Consider the following 23,268-nt stretch of genomic DNA (forward strand, 5'->3'; position numbering starts at 1 on the left):
TTATACCTCTAAAACCAATACACCGTAAGGTTCCATCTGAACCTCATGCTTCACTAACGTTCCCGTAATCAAGTCCTTCAGTTCCTTCTTGAAGCGGATCATCGCCGGGCGATCCGAATAATTCAACAAAAACGCATAGCTCGTTCCGTTTGAAGAACGCATCCCAAACTCGACTTCGGCCGGCACATCCAACCAGTCGGCAGCGGGAGACACAAGTCCCAGCTCTCCGATGAGCGCATCGACAACCGGCTCGCTGAAGGCGGCGCCGTAATACCAAACTTGGCCCTTCCCTACCGCGCGTCTCGTTAGCGCCGGTTTACCCGCATAATATTCGTTTGCATACTCTGCTACGATCTCCACTTCAGGATCCTCCAAATGCAAAATCTCGTTAAAGCCCACTGCCTTCGTCCCTGAAGGCAAGTGGCTGCCGATAAAGCGCAGCTCCGCTGGAGGGACCGTGCCCTTGATTAACGTATAATCTTCGATAGTGATTCCGCATAACTCGGCAACCGGTCCCGGAAGCGGACGCATGTAACAATGGCCATGCGGATTCTTGTATCCGGTACGCGCACCGAACAATAACATGCCGCCCTGCGCAACATATTGCGTTAGGAGCTCTGCAGTTTGGTCCGTCATGATCGCCGGGTGCGGATACACGATGACCTTATATTTCGTTAAATCCGCAAGAGCGGTCGTTGATCGCAATGTCATAAGGTTTGCGGGAATATGACGGTACTGCAGCTGCTTATACCAAGCGCGCTTGCTTTGCCATTGAAGGGGACCGTGCCACTCGTCCAGTTCTCCATCCCATTCGTTATCATAGTCTTGTAAAATGGCCACATCGGCTTGGTAGGCCGTTCCTGCAATTGCGGCGCCGATTATCGCGAACTCCTCACCGATCTGTGCGACCTCCCGCACTCTTCGATTCGGTTGATTATGGTGGTCATTGATGCCGTGCCAATACAATTCGGTCCCAAATGTCGCCGTGCGCCAACGGAAATAAACGAGCAAATCGCTCCCATGCAAAACCGATTGATAAGACCATAACCGGATTTGCCCCGGCCGCGGGGATCCCATTCCGATGCGATCCACCCAACCGCCCGGTCCGGATTGCTGTTCCATCACACAGAAATTCGGTGAAATGGAGCGGACATTGGATAAATATAAACTCGACCCACGATCCCGGAGCGAGTTCTCGTCTTCGCTTGGGAAAATGGTGGAAAACTGCGGATAGGAGTCGTAAGACATGAAATCCAGAAGCTGATCCGTCAATTCATGGCTATCCAAGTGCCCGAACATCCCGTTCGTCGTTATCCAATGATGCGGGGCCAGTTCCCGGATCAGATCCGTCTGAAGCCTGGCGAACGATATCGTATTCGCGGAGATGAACCTTTTTTCATCCAAAGCTAAATGCGGATTCGGGGAACAATGGATCATCGGTCGGGTTAAATGAACCTGCTCCCAAGCGGTATAAGTTTGACTCCAAAAAACGGTTCCCCAAGCTTGATTCAAGCGCTCAAGCGTACCGTACCGTTCCTTCAACCACTCCCGAAAGGCAATATGATCCGCTTCGGAATAAAATACATTCGTTTCGCAATTCAGTTCATTGTCGATCTGCCAGCCGATGACTGCGGGATGATCTTTGTAGGCCTCCACCATCTTTCGCACGATCCGTTCGCAAAGCTCTCGATATTTCGGACTGCTGTAATTATAGTGGCGGCGCATACCGTGTCTATACAGCACACCTTCCGTATTAGCATTCAACACTTCCGGATATTTGTGGGTGAGCCATGCGGGCGGAGTCGCCGTCGGCGTCCCCAGAATCACCTGCAAACCGTAACCGAGGGCCAGGTCCAGCGCACGTTTAAATAAACTGAAATCGAACCGGCCTTCTTCCGGCTCGAAGATCGCCCATGCGAATTCCGCCATCCGAACGACGGTAATATTCAATTCTGTCATACGCCGGAAGTCGTCCTCCCACATCGTCTCCGGCCATTGTTCCGGGTAATAACAGACGCCTAGCCGCAATCTGTCCATTCGTATCGATTTTCCCATACATTACCACTCCTCTTATCTATCGTTACTTCTTATTTTACGGGGCCGGACACTCTCAAACAGGGGGTGTTTCCGACATTTTTATAGGTTGATCTGGACAATTTGCAATCGGTTTCGTACGATGGAGGCAGACCAAACCAACCGCGCGAAGGGGGAAGCAAACATGAGTTTCAAACGTAGCTCTTATGTCATGTCGGGAGAAAGCTTTTTCGAGCCGGGGGTTCCGATCTATGTGAACCGGGCTTCCGAAACGTTCGAATTGGCCGAGCATGCCCATGAATTTATCGAAATGACGTACGTCAGCGAAGGAGCGGGCGTTCACTATATCGCCGGCGAGGCCGTTCCTGTGGAACATGGGACACTGTTTTTCATTCCGGTCGGACGCAGCCATGTGTTTCGACCGAAGACACTGAAGACTGACCGTCCTCTTATCGTATACAACTGTTTATTTCCGGTCTTGTACCTAACGGAGTTGCGGGCCGGATTTCCCCAAGCCGCAGACATTTGTGAATTATTTACCAACGAGCGCTTGCCCTGGTTATCCATGAAAGATGCCACCGGAGAATATCAGGCCATGTTCCGCGAGATGTATCGTGAATTCTCGGCAAAACCGCCGGGATATTTGGCTGTGCTCGCTTCCCTGGTGGTGCGGATATTGACAGGCTTGTACCGACACCGGCTGCAGCTCGGTACGCCTGCCGGGGACCGCCCGCAATGGCTGACCGTCGACGAAGCCATCGCTTATATTAACCGTAATTATGCCACCGATCTTAAGCTTGGCGAACTCGCCGCCAAAGCGAATCTTAGCGAGCGGCAATTCAGCCGCCTGTTCCAGCGTCAGACTGGCATGAACTTTACCGACTATGTGCAAAGCATCCGCATGGACGCCGCCTGCCGTTTGCTGACCGGAGGACGCAGCAGCGTAGGGGAGGTTGCTGCCGCAGTCGGTTATGCCGACTTGAAATTTTTTCACCGGCTGTTTAAGAAAAAGATCGGCACCACCCCGAAACAATATCATGAGGTGTTTTCGCAAGGTTAAACCATCACCCTGAAATCGATTAGAATTGAATGATCGCGCTTTCATTTTTCGAAATAGAGCAAGGCAGCTCTTCAGCAATTTATTGTTTGGGTTGTTTCCTCAATACCGCTGGCGAACAACCCTCCATTTTTTTAAATACCTGCGTAAAATACATGTAATCCGAAAAACCAACTTTCTCACCGATGACGTACAAAAGTTCATTGGTTTGGATGATCAGCTCTTTCGCTTTAGCAATCCTTAACCGGTTTACATATTCTTTAAAGGAAACGCCAAATTCACGTTTAAACCGGTGACTAAAATAATTAGGCGTCATTCCCACATGCTCGGAAAGCTTCTCTACGGTAAGCTCCTGTGTATAGTTCCTGCGAATAAACTCCTCCGCACGTGTCATGACAGGACTTAGTTCTCTCGATAACCGTATGCTCATCTTCTCAAACACGGACACAACGATCTGCTTAAAATCATCCATCGCCAAAGCCTCCGATCTTTCGTCGATCACGGCTATATTTTTATGGATATATTCGACTACATCGCTTGGAGCGTTTCTTATGATGACCATAAAAAACTGAAGCAAGTTCTTTGTATACGTGGCGATGCTCTTTCTGCTATATTTACGTTCCAGCTTAAGCTGTTCAAATTCATTTTGAACCACATCAACCAAGGATGCCAAATCCCCTTGAAGCAACTGTGCTTTAAATTTCGCATGATCCAGCAAACCAGCTATCGTTTCATCTACGAATTCCATCGTTTCATCTTTAACATGTATAGAACCCTTGCCTTCGTACAGCCTTAAAGATAAAGCTTGATTAGCTTCGTTATACATCTCCATAAATTCCGACACATTGCCGTAACTGCTTATTCCTGCCGAAAATGAAGGTTTGCCCTGGGATTGCAATTCACGGTTCCAAGCACGCAGCTGATTCAACAATTCACTTACCCATTGCCGGGAGTACAAAAAGGACGGTGTCTCGGATTTGAGCAAAAATACAAGGCTGCCTTCTTTAGATCTCAAACAGATTCCTTTTTCAGCCAGTTCACTCGATTCAAAGAGATGGCAGAGCATCTCCGCTGTGGCTGTCACTGTTTCGATATTCGTATTCCAGTCTTCGTCAATCCGAGCGGCTGCACATATAAGCCCCCCCGCTGCGTCAAACCCATAATGTTGCTGCAAACCTTCCAGAATGATCAAACGGTCCGTTATATTGCCCGCAAGCAGTTCAGACCTGAAACTGGCTTTATAGGATTCGAGATATTTATTAAACTCTTGTTCCGTCATTTGTTCCCGGATAATCTCCTCTTTGACCCTCTTGATCAAGGCGATTAGACTCCGTGCCCGAATAGGCTTCATTTCATAATCTACAGCATCCAGTTGAATGGCTGTCTTGAGGTATTCAAAATCGTTATATCCGCTTAGTATGATCACCTTGGTTTGCGGTTTAATCCTTTTAATTTGCTTCAGAAGCGTAAGTCCGTCCATTCCGGGCATTCTCACATCCGTCAGCACGATCTCCGGCAACATTTCCGTAAATTTTTGCAGGGCCTCAACTCCATTTGAAGCCGTAATCACTATCTCGATATCCAAGGCATGCCAGTCGATTCCTTGCTCTACGCCTGTTCTGATCTGATCATCATCATCCACAATTAACAGCTTCATTCAGAATCACCTCCCATTCTTTATTCAATAAGAGGAATGTACACTTCAACTCTAGTGCCGACCCCGTGCTTGCTGGTGAAATGAAGGCCATATTCCGGTCCGTAACTGATCTTGATCCGATCATCTATGTTTTTTAAGGCAAATACGTTTTTCTTTTCTCCTTCTTGGTTCATCATTTGATGAATTTTGGCTTCATCCGTCCCCAGGCCATTATCGATAACGATGAAACGAATTCCCTGCTCCGCTCTTGTTACACTAACTTCGATTACACCCCCATCAATAACCTGTTCCAGCCCATGTACGATCGCGTTCTCCACTAAAGGCTGCAAAACTAATTTAGGCATTTTATAATTCATCAGAACAGGATCCACATGGATACGGAGCTTGACCCTTTGACCGTATTTTCGTTTTTGAATAAGCATGTAATTTTCTAAAAAATCGACTTCTTGACGAATGGTGACAAAAGGCTCTCCCTTATTGAGAACATGCTTGAATAATTCCGCGAGCGCTTCGATCTGCTCGCTTACATCATAATTTTTCTGTTTTAAGGCAAGCCAATGGATCGAGTCTAGCGTGTTGTATAAGAAATGAGGGTTGATTTGCGCCTCCAATGCCTTGATTTCTGCCTCCCTCTGTTTAATTCTTCCAACATATACGTCATTTATCATTTCTTTCAGTTGATGAACCATCCGTAAGAAACCATTGCTTATGTCACCAATTTCATCTTTGGAATCAACCGTCAAAGCAATATTGAAATTTCCGCTTTTCAGCTTCATCATTTCTTTCCGCAGTAGCTGCAGAGGTTTAAGTAAATATTTGTGCTGTACAAAAGAGAACAGTACGCCAAAAAAAAGACACAGCAGAATTGCGATGAGTAAAATTAAATTGATCGTTCTCCTTAACGTAGAAAAAGATTTTTCCGGAATGATTTGCACTAATTTCCAATCAGGTTCCTCGATCGTATAATAAAAAGCAACTTTTTTGTCATCATCGATCGTCTTTTCCAGGTAGCCTTCTTTTGTATTAAAAATTTCTTGGATATTCGCCACATAATCCAGTTTGCTTCCGACCAAATTTCTTTCCGTTGAAGATAAGACAAGCCCCTTAGAATCCAATAGAAAAATTTGAGCACCGGCATTATACTGAAGATTGCTGAATATCCGATACAGGTTTTCTTCATCCAAATTGAATCTTACGATCCCGATCATTCTTCCATACATATTCAGGTCCATGATCCCTCTGTAATATTCAATTTCTCCAGGCGCGGTTATCCATAAGGCTCTTCCTTGAAGACTCATAACACGTTCCCTCACCGCCGGATCAATCTCCGGGACCTGCACCCCTTTTTGGAAGAAAGGCTCTTGACCTGTATATAAGCTTATTGACTTGTAGTATTTTTGGGTACCCGGTAAATCATCCAGCCAATTGTTGACGTTCCAATAAATTTTGTCGTAATCCGTTAATTTATTGTATATTCCGCTAGCGAAATCTTGAATAAGTTCGTTGGACAATATTCGCTTTGAATTATCGTTCGTATCTGCCACGATGGATTCAAAGTTTTGGCGGGATTGCTTTAAAGTCTCGAGTACAGTATCATAGGTTCTTTTTTGCGTTAAGCTGGCGAATTGATAATTCAAATACAAGCCCACCAAAATTAAGGGAAGGATAATAAATATCATAATGCAGGAGTAAAGTTTCAACCTCAATGAGAAGTCCTTAAACTTGATGATACTTATCACGCTCCAATGTCATTAGTGCGTAACCTCTACTAGTCATGCCGGATAGCCTCTTGCCTAAACATGTCCAACTCTTCCAAAGCATCCATTCCATAAAATAAAAAGCGTCCTCCCGGTAACCTTGTTTCCGAAACAAATTCCCCCTCATTATAAGGTAACCAGATAAATACAACAAACCGGGTACCATGCATCATCATGATTGGACTAAAAGTGCGAGTTCAAAAAGTCTGGTTTTCAGGACCGAGAAGGTTGGATGAAGCCAGGGACTGAGTAGCGGAGCGTAGACAGATCTACGTGAGCAACTAAAATGTTTCCGCAGGAAACATGCCTCGGAAGCATACGCTTTGACCCGGCTGAATTCAAGATTCGACGCCCAATCCACTCCCTGAACTGCTTCGTCATGGAAAGATGACTTTTTGAACAACTTCTAAAAGCAGGTCAACCTACAAGGTCGACCTGCTTGTTATGTCTATTCACGTTCCACATATTCAAACCAATCAAAATCGGCATGCTTATCATTGCCGCTCATATCCTGGCAACAAATGCCTACAAAGGCTCCGGTAAACCCCATGCCTTCACTAAAATTATCGGAAAGGGTGCTTGCATCCATAACCGAACCAATCGGAATCCAATCTTCTTCATTCTTTGAATAGTAAAATTGCAATCGATCGAAATCAACGGTCACCCGCAGATAAATCTTCCCCCAGCCCTCGATGGCAACCTCCTGAATCGGCTGATTAAACACCATATTTTGTGCACTGATTATTCCAATGCACTTGCCTAGCTCCTCATCATAGCTTATTCTGAGATAATAAAAATTTTGTCGATCATAAAGACAGACAAGCCCTGCCATCTGTTGGAAGTTATCCGGTTCGAACTCAACACAGGTTGATGCAGTATACTTGAACGCCTGCTGCCTTCTGGCAACCAGACTCTGCTTGTGCGTTGAAATTAGGGATTCTTTACCTTTTAGTCTTAGAAATCCAGGTCTTTCCTTAAGGGACATCATGTTCTCGCCTAATGGGATTCTTAATGTAGCAAAATGGATATTTAAGCGCTCCGAGTCAAAGTCTTCTCTCACTGGTTCTGCTTCCCATTTATGTTCAGGAAGCTTCGGAGCCGGTACCTTTACTTGAGGCTTATTCCCCCCGTGTTCCAGTCTAAACCACCCATCTTCCGTCCACAGCATTTTTTGTATGGCTGTTTCTCTCCCCAGAATACATCTTCCGTTTGCAGGTATTGGCCTGCCGCAGAGATGTACCATATACCATTCACCGTTTGGAGTGTCCACAATGCTTGCATGCCCCGCTTTCTGGAGAGCCAAGGTTGGATCAAACCTTGACGTCAGGATAGGGTTCTCCGGATCTATTTCATAGGGTCCTGTTATATGCCTAGAACGGGCCATCGTAACAGCGTGGTGCAATCCGGTTCCCCCTTCAGCCGTCATTAGGTAATAATAGCCGTTATATTTATATAGATGAGGTCCTTCGGTAATGCCGATGCTTGATCCTTCAAAAATATTAACGGGCTTCCCGATTAGCCTCTTTTCTTTAACGGAATACTCCTGAAGAACGATTCCAGCAAACAGATTTTTGTTAGACCTGTAGTCCCATAGCATATTTACAATCCATTTTCCCCCATCGTCATCATGAAATAATGACGGATCAAAACCGCTGCTATTCAAATATATAGGATCGGACCATTCTCCCGTGATTTCAGTAGCAGTTACAAGATAATTATGGGTATCCTTAAATCCCCACCCATCCACTGATTTCGTATCAGTAAAAATTAGGTAGAAAATGCCGTCCGAATAAGTCAGGCATGGTGCCCACACCCCACCAGAGCATGGATTCCCTATCATGTCCAGTTGGGAAACTCTATTTAGCGGATGTGCGACAAGTTTCCAGTGGATTAAATCTTTTGAATGATGTATTTGCACGCCAGGAAACCATTCAAATGTCGAAGTTGCTACATAAAAGTCATCTCCAACTCTTAGGATGGATGGATCCGGATTAAACCCCGGCAGTATAGGGTTATTAATATAACTCATTTATGACACCTCCACATCCGCGTAAAAACCTCTTGTTTTTCCGTCAATGAACAAGTCGGAGCAAATTCGAAAAGAGCCTTTCGCCCGGATGTCATGGGAAGAAGCGCCAACCATAACCTCGACTTCCCCCGCTTCGATTTTCCACGCCATGTTGGTATCCAGGAAAGCAAATTGACTCGGATTCATACGGAATTGAACCGTTCTCGTCTCAATTGGTTTCACCGGGACTCTAACGAAACCGGCCAGTTCTTGCACGGGACGTACGACACTCGCATATTTGTCGCGAATGTAGAGCTGAACGACTTCCTCGCCGAATACCTCTCCGGTATTCGTGACGTCGATCGTGACGATAACTTGTTCAGCAGACTCATACGCTTCCTTGCTGACCGTCATGTTCGAATATCGGAAGGAAGTGTACGATAAGCCATGTCCAAAATAATACCGAGGCTCGCGAGGGCAATCCAGATAACTCGTATAGTCGTTCATTGTGCCGACATGGTAACTTGATCCTTGATCGTGATTATAGAAAAGAGGCACTTGTCCGGCGTTGTAAGCAATCGAAACGGGCAATCTTCCGGCCGGATTATAATCGCCGAATAAAATATCCGTCACGGCTTTCGCCCCGTATTGTCCCGGATTCCAGGCTTCGAGAACAGCGTCGATGTGCTCGTCTGCCATGTCGCTCGATATCGGTCTGCCGTCAAAATGAACCGCGACCGTCGGCTTCTGCAAAGCCGCCAACTTACGGATGAAGCTTTCCTGGCATTCCGGAAGCCCAATATTCGTCGTATCGATCCCTTCGCCCGTTGTGCTGAACATGCCCCAGCCATGCTTCCCGCCCAAAGTAAGGATGACCACATCCGCTTCCGCCGCCGCCGCCAATGCCTCATCATGCTTGGACGTATCGTTCCCGGCATAGGCGTAACCATAAGCATAGGTCACTTCGGCATCCGGGCATTCCAGAATGATTTGCTCGAGCAGATTACTACATGTCGGATAATGTTTTCTGACGAGTTCCTCCGTTTTTGGGCTTTCGATCTGTACAATACTTCCGGGATACGTGTAGTGATCCTTAGCCACACCGAACTCGCTCGTGTTCAGATTTGAAATTTGCTCAAAGTCCACGCCCGCCATCGTGTTCCCGACATTATGCATGGCATCGAAAAAGCTCGCATACGAATAGCCGCCGAACAACGATCTCGAGGATGCCGCGTGGTGACCGATAACGGCGATTTTCTTCTGCGCGTTCCTTTGCAACGGAAGCAGGCCATTATTCTTCAGCAGAATGATTGATTGACGCGCTGCTTCCAAGCTGGTTGCTTCATTATTGGGATCTGCATAAATCCGTTCCACGGCAGCGCTTGGCATCGGATAAGGATTCTCGAACAAGCCCAATTCAAACTTTGCGATCAATACGCGGCGGACAGCTTGATCGAGAATCTCCATGGAGATCTTCCCGTCTTGAATACGCTGCATTAACTCGTCGTTATAGCAGTCTTTCGCAGGCAATTCCACTTCCATGCCGGCCTTAAAGGACACTTCACCGGCATCCGTTAAGGTCTCGACTACCCTATGCCTCGAATGAATCTCCGAGATGGAGCCGTAGTCGGATACGATCAAACCGTCAAAGCCCATTTCCCCGCGCAGAAATTCGGTGAGGTACTTACGGGAACCCGCTACGGTTTCGCCATCGATAGAGCTGTACGTATTCATGATCGATTTCATGTCTGCAAGCGTTATGGCAGCCTGGAAGGGCTTCGCATATACCTCTCGGAGCATTCTTGGCGGAACCGGCGTTGACGCAGCATGAATGCCTCCCTGGGTCATATGGTAGCCGATGAAATGTTTGGCGCATGCCATCACCCCTTCTTTAAGGTTACCATCGTTTTGCAAACCTGACACATAAGCCGTTCCCATGGCCGCCGCCAATGCCGGATCTTCCCCATACGTTTCGCCAAGACGACCGAATCGAGGATTGCGGTTAAGATCCAGCACCGGAGCGAACGCGTGCGAAACGCCGACGGCCCGGGCCTGATTGCGAATAATGCCGGCCAGTTCCTTCTGAAGCCCGGGGTTCCAGGTGGAGGCTTGTCCGATTCCCGTGGGGAAGCTTGTTGCTTCAGGAAGCATGGCCCCCGTTAATGTTTCCAGATGAAAAATAGCGGGAATGTTGTGATCGCTTAATTCCATAATTTTATTCTGGATGTGTGTAACCTTTTCAACTACGGACCCCTTGTTCTCCAATCCGCCCGCGAATAACATGACGACTTCCCCTGCGCCCTGGGGAAAGTCCTGCTCCAGCTTTTCAATCGACCCTTTATCCGGCATATAGCCGACGATTTGTCCCATTTTTTCTTCAATGCTCATTCTTTTTAATAAGTCATCCGCACGTTCTTCAGCCGGAAGCGAAGCATTCATAAATTTTGCATTAACAAACTTATTCATAATCCTCAACTCTCCATTCGTCTTTCCAGTCTAAATAAGCCATCTCTCCATCAAATCGGATCGGCAGCCATACGTAATCTGCGACCGATGTATCGATATTCATGTCGCATGAATAATGGACCTCATCCATAACAAAATCAGTATCCGGTTCAAACATTCTACTATATATCTCCGCAGTTTTTTGATAGCCCTTGCCGTTTGCATGATCTTCCCCCGCTAAATCAGGAAGATTTGGCATCCATCTGTCAGCTAAAGCAATGTACAAATCTTTTTTGAATGGATGCCTGAATACAGAAGTAATCTGCGAGTTATAAGAAGTTCTGGAGGTATCGTACGGATGCGGATCACCCAGAACCTCCCACGGACCATGGAAGGATTTCGCTTGCACCACCTCCGAAGGGTTGGGGTGATATCCGGTTGTTCCGGACGTAAACATATAATGCCGTCCCTTCCTAAAGAAGTAGGCTGGGGCTTCACGTACATATGGCGGCTGAGTATTAGGAAAATGTGTGGAATAATATCCTGTCACATCCGTATAGTCCTCCGTCAGATCCGCACAAATAAGCTCACTGTGGACTCTTTCGAAATAATAGTAGACCTTACCGTCGGGTCCCACGACTAAATCGAAATCTCCCGCACTCATATTCAACGGGCGAAGATCACTTTGCACCATCGTATAAGGCCCCAGGATATGATCGGCCGTCAAAATCGTTGATTTTTGCGTCCCATCCCTTTTCATTACTTTGAGCCAGCATACAAATTTTTCTGTCTTTAGATTAAAAATAATATGAGGTCTGTCCATATATTGAGCAGGATGCAAAGGAGAAGACTCATCTTCTTCATCCGGAGGAATAATGATCCCCTTGTCTTCCCAGTTGTATAAGTCTTTAGAAGCATAACATCATACTCCCCAATGCCAGATTCCGCTTCCGGGTTTCGTCTTTTCTTTATTTTCACCGTACCAATAGAAAGTATCTCCCACCGCAGTAACAGATCCCCCCATGTGCCTGAATACGTTTTCCTTCGGTATCCAGCCATACCTGTCCGGGTCTAATTGAGTTGTATTCCATTTTCATCTTTCCTTCCGAATCAATTTAATAAGTTGTTCAAAAAGTCGACTTTTGATCACGAAGCAGGCCAAGAAGCGGATTCGACATCGAATCTTGAATTCAGCCGGGCCTTCCGGTGCTCACGTACCCAAAACGTACGCTCCGCTCCTCTGTCCCTAGCTTCATCCAACCTTCTCGGTGCTGAAAATCCGACTTTTTGAACTCGCACTTTAACTGAACTTACTATTCTTTTACTCCCCCTAATGTTATTCCTTTTACAAAATATCTTTGGAAGAAAGGATACAACACCAGGATAGGCAAAATTCCAATTGCTGCAATGGCCATTCTTATCGTCGTTGAAGGCAGCTCCGATACATTAGCGCCGATAGACTGGGCTTTGGAAGCATTTTGCAGCAATACTTGGATATTTTCGTTGATATTGTTCAAAATGATTTGAATCGTGTATAAGGAAGCCCCGTCACGACCCGACAAATAATACATCCCATTTTGCCAGTCATTCCAGTAAGACAGACCGGTCATTAATCCAATCGTGGCAATAATCGGCAAACTTAGCGGCATGATGATTTTGGCGAATATTCTGAATTCACTGGCGCCATCAATCGTGGCCGCTTCTTTTAACGCTCCGGGAATACTATATGAAATGTAATTCTTGACCAGAATTACATTAAACGCGTTCATCAGAAGATTCGGAATAAGCAGTGCCCATATCGTGTCTTTAAAATTCAGGTAATGAACGTACGTGTAGTAGGTTGCAACCAAACCTCCATTGAACAGCATGGTGAAGATCAGAATGAAATTAACAATTTTCATTCCGGGTATGTGGGATTGGGATAAACCATAGGCAAATAGAGTCGTAATGAATACACTGACAACAGTCCCAATGCATGTTACAACCAGCGTCATAAAATAGGCTTTCCCAATCGTCCCCCACTGCACCGCAATATATTTATAGGCTTCCAAGCTTAGCTTTCCGGGAAAAAATGAATACCCATGTTCACTAGCCCATGCTTCCGCAGTAAATGAAGAGATAATTAACAGCAAAAATGGCAGTATCGCACACAGTGCAATGATGCCGCAAACCAGGTGGGCGATAATTTGTGTTACTCTAGCCTCTCGCGTTCTCATATTTATCCCCTTCCCCCTTAAAACAACGCATTGTCACGGTTATATTTCTTAATAAAGAAATTTGCGGCTAGAATAAGAATAAATCCTACGATCGATTGATAGAAACTGGCAGCGCTGGACATCCCGTAATCGCTGTTGCGCAACAGGGCCTGATACACATAAACATCCAAGGTTCTCGTTACAGAGTAGAGCGCTCCGCTGTTTTGGGGCATCTGATAAAATAGACCAAAGTCGGACCGGAATATTTGACCGACACTGAGGATAAATAATGTAATAAACGTAGGCTTCAGCAGCGGTATGGTAATATGCTTAATCTGTTTCCATTTGCTCGCTCCGTCAATCGTCGCGGCTTCATAATAGTCCTGGTTGATTCCGACAATGCTGGCAAGATAAATAATCATGCTGTACCCAATACCTTTCCAGGTATTAACAAGTATTAGGATTAATGGCCAGTATGTCTTATCCATATACCAGTTTATCGGGTCTTTGCCTAAAGGCTCCAGGATCGAGTTATTAATTAAGCCCGTTTCCGAAGACAAAAAAGCGTATCCAAGATAGCTTACAACAACCCAACTCATTAAATACGGAAGCAAGATTACACTTTGATAAGCTTTTGAAGCAAACTTGCTGCGGATCTCATTAAGCAAAATGGCCATAGCTATTGCCGCAATGGTGCCGACAATGAAAAAAGCAACATTATAAAGAATGGTGTTCCTTGTAATGACCCAGGCATCATTTGTGGCAAATAGAAACTTGAAATTGTCCAATCTGCTCCAAGGGCTTCCGAAAATGCCGTCTGAAAAGTTCAATTTTTTAAAAGCAATGATGACTCCAAACATCGGGAAATAGTTATTTATTAAAAGATAGAGAAGCCCCGGCAAAATCATCACATAGACTGGAAGAAACTGTTTCCAACGTTTCTTCTTTTTTTCTTTAACCGCAAGCTGCTTGATTCCATTAGCCGCCATACAAATCCCCTTTCCGTAAGCGATAGGGCCGCCTTCCGGCAGCCCTCTTCCCCTCTATGAAGTCTACTGCTTGTTACTTTGCAGCCACTTATCCAGTTGTGACTGATTTTCTTGGATAATCTTATCCATCCCTGCCGCTTTCAGCGCAGACAAGAACTCAGGCATCGCTTTCGATGGATCCAATGCTCCACTATTAATAGCTGGGGTAAACTGTTCTATCACCGTTGAAACGGCGGCGATTTCCGATGATACATTGGTCTGAACAAAACTATACCCTAAAGCCGGCGAGTACCTCGATTGAGGGATACGATCATCATCCTCTTTCAGCATTTTGTTCTTATCAATCGGTGCAGGAGCCACAACAGGCCACTCCAAACTATTCCCGTAAATACCATAGGGTTGATAATAAGGAAGTTTAGAAGTATCTTTGTCCAAATACTCAATTAAAGTGCCATCGTCCGATTGTTCCACCACTTTATATGATTTTCCTCCGATGCCAAACTGGATTAACCACGCCGCTTCTTTATTTTTATAAATATAATTCAGTACTTCCATGGCTTTGGCAGGATCTTTTGCCGCCTTCGTGATGTTCCACATAACTCCTGGACCGCCATTGTTCGCGACATATGGATCATGCATTGGAATTCCGGTAAACTCCATACCTGAAGACGCGCTAAATTCACTAGCCGAAAACCGGTCATTCCAATAGAACATCCCTAAATATTTTTTGGTGGCAATCAGCGAATCCGGTGATTGTTTTGTAATCGCAGCATCTGAGGAAATGTATCCTTTCTGTGCCCAGTCATACATTTTTTTCGCATAACTTGCATATTCATCGGTAGCAAACAAATTGGTTACGGTCGTATCGTCAACCCCACGATTCAGCATCAATACTCCAGTCGCAAGCGATCCGCCGATCTTGTCGTATTCAATGTAAGAACTATTTAATGGATCTTGCGTCGTATTCCAGGGGATGGTCATGTAGAAATCTTTACCTTCCCCCGCTTTAATTTTCGCAAATATTTGATCCAAATCGTCCAATGTGTACTTTTTGTCAGGATCAATGGTAATCCCGTATTTCTCCAAGAGATCTGTTCTCGCAAGATAACCATGGGCACGCCCTTTAATGGACACCGGGGGGACTCCGTAGATTTTTGAATCGTAACTGGCGCCTTGCAGCAACACTCCTGCCTGTTCTTTAATTTCCTTTCCGTGCTGATCAAGCAGTTCATCCAAAGGAATAATCATTCCACTGTCTACCGACGGCCCCAAACTAGTAAAAGCAGTCAGCATAATGTCAAGCTGTTCTCCACTGGCTACGGCAAGAGAAGCTTTTTTGGTGGACTCATTTAAGCCAACCGGTTCAAATTTCACTCGTGCTCCAACATCCTTTTCCAGCATCGCGTTGAGAGCATCTTCCACTTCTTGAAAACCTGATCCCAGATTTCCCGGTGTCGGATACTGCCAAATGATTGTTGGGATTTCGGCAGCGGCATTGCCGGCACCCTTGGAAGCATTCGTTTCTTTAGCATCGTTTGAACAAGCAGTTAAGGCAGACAGAGCAAGAACTAATGCCAGCGTTACCCATTTCCTCATCTTTACTTCCCCCTTTGTAATGGTTTAAGCGGTTTTCTAAGAAATATTAGCGCTTTCATTTCAAATTATATAATTGCGGCATTAGGGCGGGTATCTTGAAAAACTACAATTACTTTAGCTTTTCTTTAATATTATCGGATTCATAAGCATGCGAAAATAAAGCGAAAACTGAGGTATCTCAACAGCTAAGATACCTCGGTTTGTAAACAAGCTTATTTATATTGATACAACTCTACACGCAACGCGGCCGGATTGGTTCCGATCTTGATATGGTAAGCTCCTTCGTCACCGTTAAGAACACGGCCAGGGACCCATTCATCTTGAACAAATTTCCCTTCTTCAATCCTTACATAACTTGTTTTCATTGAACTTGAGCGCTTCGGCAAAAATTCAATGTAAAAGCTGATTCCGGCAAAAATAAACTCATCTTCAGAAACCTCAATCACAAGCCCCCCTGATACAGGCTTGCCCGCTGGCTGACGATGATAAGTGATTCGGATATCATACTTGGAAAACGATAAGATGCATCCTGCTTCATGATTCTGAAGAAAACCCGTCATTTTCCCGGTTCCCCGATATTTCCGGATAATACCAAGCATGTTCCCCAGCAGCTCATAACTGCGTGCCAGATAAGGACCCGTTCCATTCAAGACAAAGCCGGAGTTTTCAATATTAAGAGCCATCATGATACCGGCATCGATACTCTCACCACTATCCGGAGGTGCCATAAAGTCTTCAATTCCAAAAGGTGAAAAGCAAAGCGCATCATGCTTGCCGATGGCATAAAATACATTCGTAGCTGTGGGTATATCTCTTCTGGCTTCAGGAATAAATAATGGGTTATCGTTAGCTGTATATTCCTCGCAAATCTCCGCAAAATTGGGCAGATAAATATCCGGCGCATACAAACAAATGGAAGGAGCCGCTGCTTTCCAGATCTTCATTACCTTCGCTATCGGTCCTCCGCTCGGGTATGTTCCCGGTCTCCAAGGGAATTGTTCCAACCAGGCGTTAACGAATAGCGGTAAAGGATAGACCTTGGACCCGGCACTCGCTATTTGTTCGACAGCTTGGGCATAATGATAAGCCATAAAGTATTCAGCCGCGTTATCCCTGAATCCCTCCTCCCACGTACCGCTAACCCCATAGAGAGACTCGATTACGGCTGGGATTGGCCGATTGAATTCGACGTTTGCGTAATCAGAATAATCCCGGTCGCTGCCGAGTAACCCGATTTCATTCTCCACTTGAACCATGATGACCGTATTCCGATCACCGTCTACTTTTTTCAGATGTGCCATGAATTGTGTGAAAGCATTAGCATCAGCTTCTACAGCTTTATCGCATAAGGGAGAGATGGTTTCTGATGGTTCATTATTTTTATAGACAGCACGGAAATAGGTTGTGAATTCCTTCTTCACCCAGCCTGGAGCATAGCTGGAAATTCCATTTTTCCATAATCCGAACCACAATAACACCAGCCGTACATTTTCTTCCCGAGCCTGTTCGATGATTCCGTCCAATAAATCAAATTGGAACTTTCCTTGTTCAGGTTCAATCAGTTCCCAATAAACCGGCACAATTACCGTGTTTAGGTGCAGTTCTCTGAGATATGGCCAGACCTTCTCTTTCATATACTCCAGGCTCGAGGCGCTGGAATTATGAATTTCCCCGGCTAAAGCGATGTAGGGTTTGCCATCGACATAAAGATTATATACTCCATCTTCTTTTAACAGTTGAGGCAATGACATGGAATTTCCTCCTAAAAGTTTTGTGAGCGCTACTTTCTGAATTGCTTCGAACTAATGTATATCGGGGGGACTTCGTAGATTTTTGAATCATAACTGGCGCCTTGCAGCAACACTCCTGCCTGTTCTTTAATATCCTTTCCGTGCTGGTCAAGCAAATCATCCAAAGGAATAATCATCCTGCTGTCTACCGATGGCCCCAAACTAGTAAAAGCAGTCAGCATAATATCAAGCTGTTCTCCACTGGCTACGGCAAGAGAAGCTTTTTGGTGGACTCATTTAAGCCAACCGATTCAAATTTCACACGTGCTCCAACATCCTTTTCCAGCATAGCATTGAGAGCATCTTCCACTTCTTGAAAACCTGATCCCAGATTTCCCGGCGTCGGATACTGCCAAACAATAATCGGGATTTTTTTAGCAGTATTGCCGGCATCCTTGGCATCATTAATTGCTTTAGAATTGTCTGAACAAGCAGTTAAGGCAGACAGAGCAAGAACTAATGCCAGCGTTACCAATTTTCTCATCTTTACTTCCCCCTTTGTAACGGTTTAAGCAGTTTTCTAATAAATATTAGCGCTTTCATTTCAAATTATATAATTACGGACTTAAGGCGGGTATCTTGAAAAACTACAATAACTTTAGCTTTTCTTTAAAGTTGGCCATTTCTATACTTTCGGAACACTTTGCCGAAATAATTCTCATTCGAGAAACCGGGCTGCTCCGCCACCCGCTTTAATGTCAGATTTGCGGGCTCCAGCAGAAGAGCAGCCGCTCTTTCCAACCTCATACGAGTTCAATAGCGACCGGGAGAGAGGTCAAGCTTGTTCTGACCAAGGCTATAAAGTAGACATGAAAAAATCCAAGCTGTTGCGAGATTACTCTGGCAAGCTCACCAATGAACAGGTTGTACGAATTTTATCTGGAGATTCTTGACTTCCATGACGGCATCCCGGTTAAGCCTGATTTGGACGGACTAATTAATACCACAGAGGTACAAGAACTCGTGAACATCTGTTTGGATAGAGCTCCAATCTCTGCTTAATTCTATCGGATGAGCATAAAGGGGAGGACGAGTTCGATGTGCATCAGATTCGCTGTACCTACTACTCCGTACTTAATTGCGATGATGATTCATATCTTGCTGCAAGAGCCATTGGCATATTGAAGGACCTTCTCCTGCGTAGTTCATAGAGCAGTTCGATCCAGAGATTGTATTGAGGAGCTGTGAAAAGAGGTTCTTCCGGAATGGAAGGCAAAGGAGGAAAAAAGGTGCGGGATACATGAAGAAATCCTCGCGCAACGTTGCATGTCCTTCACCCATGAATAATTCTTCCTCCTTTCAGATCACTTTTAGACCATCTTCATCGAAGCAAAAGGAGAACGGTTCCTCGCTCCATACGTATCTACCTTTGCTGGAGATCAGCAAAGGTCAGGCCTGATTGCCATTATGGTTACGGACAAGTCAATGCTGAACAACGCCTGGCCGAAAGGCATACCTTCTTCCATCTGTGGCCCGCCTCCATACCAAAACTCTTCAGGCATTAGTTCCATAACAAGCTCGCGATTAGGCATTGAAGGAAACCACTCCTTTAGCTATTTGTATATCGATCTTATCGTTCGGAATAATCAGTTACAATCTTAAAGTTGTGACCTATATTATAATAAAATTGACTTTCGACTAGGGAGTCCCGTCTGCTTACGCGCTCTTCTTAAGCATTTTCGAACCGGCAGTCCTTGCTTCTCATTGCGAACGATCAGTTTGATTCACTTTCCGTGTCTGTCCTCTGCTCGATCTGCTCGGGCAGCAAACGGTGGGATAATTGTTTATTTAATGCCTGTAAATGTGACTCCCTCAATAATTTGCTTTTGCGCTACAATATAAATAATTAATACTGGAATTACAGAGATTGTCGTTCCGGCCATCATCAATGGCCAATCTGCAAATCGATTCAATTTTGATAAATTTTTAGTTCAGCCGGGTTTCCCAAGCGGACATCGTAAGGTTTACTGTTTTGCCAGTTACGCTTTCACCTGATTCTGAACATGTTGATGTACTGCCACTGCAACCGGTAAGGGCAATCACGCCTGCAAGAATAGCTGGAACAATTCTCAGTATCGCGTTTGATTTCATTTTCATTTCTATACCTCCCGATTTTTAAAAAATTAATGATATTCTTTATTAGCCCCCATGATTGTATCCGCTTTCTTTTTTGTTCTAAAAAACTGCTCTTATTTGCCTATCTCACAAGCGGGATATGGCTCCCGCTGTCACCACTTCCCGCCCCCCTTCAATAAGAAAAGCTCCCCAGTGCCTCTCCAATCCGTTAATTTCAATATTCGCTTGAGATTCACTGCAAGTATGGCCATTGCTCCTTGCAATTGCATGCCAAGCATACCCGAGGATGTGGCGACATCGTACCCGTGTCCATGTTTGAGTTCGCTGTTCTTCGCTTCAATTTTGTAGTGTTCCTTGGCCTTTGTTTTGAAATACTCCGTTTCTTGGAATGCCATTTGTTCTGAGTGTTCATAACCAACTCTTCCGGTGTCATGCCAAGGAAGTATTTGAACGATAGGTCATACTTAGAGCGTTCGACAATGTCTACATCTGAAAGTTCAAAGATGGCTTTCAGCAGGAGATATTTAAACATACGAATGGGGTCAATGGCATTACGTCCATTGTCCAGACAATATTTTGCTTCCAGTTCATAAAGGTGAAATCCACCAGTTCGTTGATTTGACGGAGCATATTGTCCTTCGGGACGACGATGTCATACAGTGCCGCGTAAGGACTCAGACCAATGTTTGTTGATGCCGTATCATCTGCTCTCTCCCGCTATTCGTGATACCTTAAATATACGGCAAAAAAGGTACAGCCGCCTCTATTTTTCAAAAGGACTGTACCTTTTTCGTATAAATGGACTTTTTCAGTGGCCTCCGCAAATGCATAGTGGATTTTTGTTCTCTTGTTAAATTAGACTCTTAAAGTTGGCCATTCCCAGAGTCACTATGATACTTAGTGGCACCGCAGCTTTCACGTACCACAAGCTTAGTGGAAACAGTAACTGTTAAGGGAATGTCACGGCCCTTAATTCGTTCGCACAGCAGATTTACTGCGGTTCTCCCCATTTGTTCGGTATAGATTTTAACAGAGGTCAATGAAGGCTGAACGAAGCCGGCTAAATCGATATCATCGAAACCTACAACTGCTACTTCGTCAGGTACTTTAATACCTTCATCGTACAGCGCGCGCATTGCACCTATTGCCATTGGATCGTTAGCAATAAAAAAAGCACTAGGCAAATTCCCCTTTCGTATTGCTTCTCGCATCAGTTCATAACCGCTGGTTGTTGTCCAATCGCCCGAATATACATCCGAGCTAGAAAACATTCTCCTTTCGGTCATTATTCTTTCGTAAACTGAGTAACGGATTTCCGGAATTTCTTTTCCTTTCCGCTCCCCTTTAACAGGTGAATAATCTTTCCCTCCAATAAAACCGACCCGCTTATGGCCTAATTGAAGTAAGTGATCTAGTACATCTTTTGTGGCTTGCTCCAAATCGGAAACAACGCAATCGAATTTTTGACGGTCCTGAGCAAAGTTATTGACGAATACAATTCGGTCATTATTACCGTATACAGAATCCAAGTCTCCACTATCAATCTTCCCAATTACGATTAAACCATCCATACCGTTTAAAGATGCTCCATCCTCCATGCCGCTCATACGTATAACCTTAGCAAGTACAATTCCTTCTTCCTGGCATCTCTTCTCTACGCCTTGACGTATGGAAAGGAAATACGGGTCGTCTATCTCATCTTCTGGAGAACACCACAAAACCAATCCAATCTGGATAAGCTTTTTTGATGGTTTTGATCGCTTCCGCGCCCCTGTAAAACCCAACTCCGAAGCAACAGCATAAATTCGTTCTTTTGTATCAACACTAATGGATAAGGTTGGATCTTGGTTAAAAAGCCGGGAAACGGTAGCAATAGAAACTTGGGCCCTTGTGGCAACATCCGATAACGTAGCCAAACAAACACCACCCCGAGTTAAATAAAGTAAAATATAGTTAAATAAATCTTAACAAAAACAACACCTCTCGTCAAAAACATTTCTTTTACGGATTAATGAAAAACAAAATATTTAAGTTATGGATTGACAAAATAAAACGATTACAATATTATGTTTTTATGATTTTAACCATTTTTAACCCTCTTTTTAACAAATTTATTTAACTTATTTTTAACTGTAATCACTCTTTGCGCTAATTACAGTTTATAAGGAGGTGTTGGTACTTTACCGCGAGAGAACTGAAATAAAGGGAGCAAATATATGAAAGGGACTATCCCTTCAGAGTTGGTTAAAAAGGTAAAACTAAACAGGGGGACCTAACCATGAAAAAATTACTTGCTGTAATTGGAACCGCCCTTCTTGCTTTCGGCTTAGCAGGATGCAGTGGATCAGAGAACTACTCTTCATCCGGCAATAAAAGCGCTGAACCTGCTAAAGCAGGTAGTCCTACAGAGATATCTATACTTATCGGGAAGTCAGAGATCATCAGTCAATTTGAAGAAATGGTGGAGCACTACAATACATCACAAAATCAAGTCAAGGTTTCGATCATTTCTCTTGGTAATCAAAACGCTTTCGACAAAATGACAACCCTTTATGCATCAAACAATGCGCCAACCATCATGATGATGGGTTCGGAATATGAATCCATGCACGATAAACTTTTGGATCTGTCTGATCAACCCTGGGTATCTCATGCCATGAAAGGCAGCTTGGATTATGTAACTGACGGTAGCAAAATCAAAGGCATACCAGTATCGGTTGAGGCCTTCGGTTTGATTTATAACAAAAAGGTGTTGGACCAAGCAAGTGGCGGAGATTTTAATCCCGCATCAGTAAAAACTCAGGATGAGCTCAAATCACTGATGGATAAAATCACGTCATCAGGTGCGGCAGAAGGAGCGATCCATGTTTCTCCCATGGACTGGTCGCTGGGCGCACATTATACCAATATTTTATTTGCAGACCAATCTTCGGACAGAGATCAACGTCATAAATTTATTGAAGATCTTAAAAACGGTACCGTCAAGCTCTCCGAGAATGAAGTATTCTCCGGTTGGGTGAACACTTTTGATCTTATGAAAGCGTACAACATTAACAAAAGCGCTCCTCTCTCCCCTGTTTATGACGATGGCCCCATAGCTTTGGCTACCGGACAAGTGGGACTGTGGTTTATGGGGAACTGGGCGTACCCTCAGATTCAAGAACTTGATCCGGAGGGCCAATATGGATTTCTCCCTGTGCCGATAAGCAATAACGCAGAAGACTATGGCAATTCCCAGATCTCTGTGGGCGTTCCGTCTTATTGGGTCATCGATGCAGAACAATCCACAACCGACCAGCAAAAAGCGGCGAAGGAATTTTTAAATTGGATGATCTCTTCTAAAGAAGGTCAAGATTATTATGTCAACAAACTTAATTTCTTACCTGTCTTCGATAATTTTACTGCGGAACCTGCGGATTCCCTTTCCCAATCTGTACTCAGCTATATGAAATCAGGGAATACACTGGAATGGATGAATACGTACTATCCGGCAGACGCTTTTCCTGCGATGGGAACTTCCATGCAAAAATACTTGGCCGGTGTAATTAACAAATCTGATTTAGCTAAAGAGTTCGAGGAGTATTGGATTAAGAAAAAGTCCAACTAAAGACTTTAAAAGAGTGGGATACGCGGACTCGCTTATCCCACTCACATTCTCCAGCAC

The 23,268-nt window shown here is 44.7% G+C and carries 17 protein-coding genes and 4 pseudogenes; 4 read left to right on the top strand and 17 right to left on the bottom strand.

All coding sequences use genetic code 11. The annotated features are described in order from the left end of the window. Positions 1–2,055 (bottom strand): beta-galactosidase, encoded by a 2,055-nt coding sequence (locus ACE5KN_RS28845; RefSeq protein WP_375527807.1) that lies wholly within the window; start codon positions 2,053–2,055, stop codon positions 1–3. Between the two features lie 163 nt (positions 2,056–2,218). Here ACE5KN_RS28845 and ACE5KN_RS28850 point away from each other — a divergent pair, with 163 nt between their 5' ends. Next, positions 2,219–3,094, top strand: a complete 876-nt coding sequence (locus ACE5KN_RS28850; RefSeq protein ID WP_375527806.1) for a helix-turn-helix domain-containing protein — start codon at positions 2,219–2,221, stop codon at positions 3,092–3,094. 79 nt (positions 3,095–3,173) lie between these two features. On the opposite strand, the gene ACE5KN_RS28855 is transcribed toward ACE5KN_RS28850, so the two are convergent. The 10 genes from ACE5KN_RS28855 to ACE5KN_RS28900 all read right to left on the bottom strand — a co-directional run bounded on the left by ACE5KN_RS28855 (position 3,174) and on the right by ACE5KN_RS28900 (position 18,012). Continuing rightward, positions 3,174–4,748, bottom strand: a complete 1,575-nt coding sequence (locus tag ACE5KN_RS28855) for a response regulator transcription factor (RefSeq protein ID WP_375527805.1) — start codon at positions 4,746–4,748, stop codon at positions 3,174–3,176. Positions 4,749–4,768: 20 nt separating this feature from the next. After that, complete coding sequence (locus ACE5KN_RS28860; RefSeq protein WP_375527804.1) at positions 4,769–6,385, bottom strand: cache domain-containing sensor histidine kinase; 1,617 nt, start codon at positions 6,383–6,385, stop codon at positions 4,769–4,771. A 568-nt stretch (positions 6,386–6,953) separates the two neighbouring features. Further along, a complete protein-coding gene (locus ACE5KN_RS28865) occupies positions 6,954–8,534 on the bottom strand; it encodes a glycoside hydrolase family 43 protein (RefSeq protein ID WP_375527803.1) in 1,581 nt (526 codons plus the stop codon). Further along, on the bottom strand, positions 8,535–10,979 hold the full coding sequence (locus ACE5KN_RS28870; protein ID WP_375527802.1) for a glycoside hydrolase family 3 N-terminal domain-containing protein: 2,445 nt from the start codon (positions 10,977–10,979) through the stop codon (positions 8,535–8,537). Next, a complete protein-coding gene (locus ACE5KN_RS28875) occupies positions 10,972–11,838 on the bottom strand; it encodes a family 43 glycosylhydrolase (protein ID WP_375533311.1) in 867 nt (288 codons plus the stop codon). Before ACE5KN_RS28875 ends, ACE5KN_RS28870 begins: the two co-directional genes overlap by 8 nt. Positions 11,839–12,271: 433 nt before the next feature. After that, positions 12,272–13,174: a carbohydrate ABC transporter permease gene (locus ACE5KN_RS28880; protein WP_375527801.1), complete on the bottom strand. Its 903-nt coding sequence runs from the start codon at positions 13,172–13,174 to the stop codon at positions 12,272–12,274. A gap of 17 nt (positions 13,175–13,191) precedes the next feature. Then, a complete protein-coding gene (locus ACE5KN_RS28885) occupies positions 13,192–14,142 on the bottom strand; it encodes an ABC transporter permease (RefSeq protein ID WP_375527800.1) in 951 nt (316 codons plus the stop codon). Positions 14,143–14,205: 63 nt separating this feature from the next. Further along, on the bottom strand, positions 14,206–15,738 hold the full coding sequence (locus ACE5KN_RS28890; protein ID WP_375527799.1) for an ABC transporter substrate-binding protein: 1,533 nt from the start codon (positions 15,736–15,738) through the stop codon (positions 14,206–14,208). 212 nt (positions 15,739–15,950) lie between these two features. Then, positions 15,951–17,489, bottom strand: coding sequence for a DUF5597 domain-containing protein (locus ACE5KN_RS28895; protein ID WP_375527798.1), 1,539 nt, complete (start codon positions 17,487–17,489; stop codon positions 15,951–15,953). Positions 17,490–17,733: 244 nt separating this feature from the next. Then, a complete protein-coding gene (locus ACE5KN_RS28900) occupies positions 17,734–18,012 on the bottom strand; it encodes a hypothetical protein (protein WP_375527797.1) in 279 nt (92 codons plus the stop codon). A gap of 211 nt (positions 18,013–18,223) precedes the next feature. Here ACE5KN_RS28900 and ACE5KN_RS28905 point away from each other — a divergent pair, with 211 nt between their 5' ends. Both ACE5KN_RS28905 and ACE5KN_RS28910 read left to right on the top strand, forming a co-directional pair. After that, positions 18,224–18,421, top strand: coding sequence for a hypothetical protein (locus ACE5KN_RS28905; RefSeq protein ID WP_375533312.1), 198 nt, complete (start codon positions 18,224–18,226; stop codon positions 18,419–18,421). Next, positions 18,414–18,643, top strand: a pseudogene (locus ACE5KN_RS28910) (sucrose phosphorylase); the annotation flags it as partial. The gene ACE5KN_RS28905 and the pseudogene ACE5KN_RS28910, both read left to right, overlap by 8 nt. 264 nt (positions 18,644–18,907) lie before the next feature. On the opposite strand, the gene ACE5KN_RS28915 reads toward ACE5KN_RS28910, so the two are convergent. The 6 genes and pseudogenes from ACE5KN_RS28915 to ACE5KN_RS28940 form a co-directional block, all read right to left on the bottom strand. Further along, positions 18,908–19,060, bottom strand: a complete 153-nt coding sequence (locus ACE5KN_RS28915; protein ID WP_375527796.1) for a hypothetical protein — start codon at positions 19,058–19,060, stop codon at positions 18,908–18,910. Positions 19,061–19,312: 252 nt separating this feature from the next. Beyond that, positions 19,313–19,429 (bottom strand): annotated as a pseudogene (locus ACE5KN_RS28920) (carbohydrate ABC transporter permease); the annotation flags it as partial. 25 nt (positions 19,430–19,454) lie between these two features. After that, positions 19,455–19,625, bottom strand: coding sequence for a hypothetical protein (locus ACE5KN_RS28925; protein WP_375527795.1), 171 nt, complete (start codon positions 19,623–19,625; stop codon positions 19,455–19,457). 131 nt (positions 19,626–19,756) lie between these two features. Next, positions 19,757–20,011: pseudogene (locus ACE5KN_RS28930) on the bottom strand (transposase); the annotation flags it as partial. Beyond that, positions 20,011–20,308: pseudogene (locus ACE5KN_RS28935) on the bottom strand (transposase); the annotation flags it as partial. The pseudogenes ACE5KN_RS28935 and ACE5KN_RS28930, both read right to left, overlap by 1 nt. A gap of 159 nt (positions 20,309–20,467) precedes the next feature. Next, positions 20,468–21,520, bottom strand: coding sequence for a LacI family DNA-binding transcriptional regulator (locus tag ACE5KN_RS28940; RefSeq protein ID WP_375527794.1), 1,053 nt, complete (start codon positions 21,518–21,520; stop codon positions 20,468–20,470). A gap of 362 nt (positions 21,521–21,882) precedes the next feature. On the opposite strand from ACE5KN_RS28940, the gene ACE5KN_RS28945 reads away from it, so the two are divergent. Next, positions 21,883–23,211 carry an ABC transporter substrate-binding protein gene (locus ACE5KN_RS28945; protein WP_375527793.1) on the top strand — a complete coding sequence of 443 codons (1,329 nt, stop codon included), beginning with the start codon at positions 21,883–21,885 and terminating at the stop codon, positions 23,209–23,211. Positions 23,212–23,268 lie beyond the last annotated feature (57 nt).

This window comes from Paenibacillus terreus, from assembly GCF_042138595.1.
In the GTDB taxonomy this organism is placed as follows: domain Bacteria; phylum Bacillota; class Bacilli; order Paenibacillales; family Paenibacillaceae; genus Paenibacillus; species Paenibacillus terreus.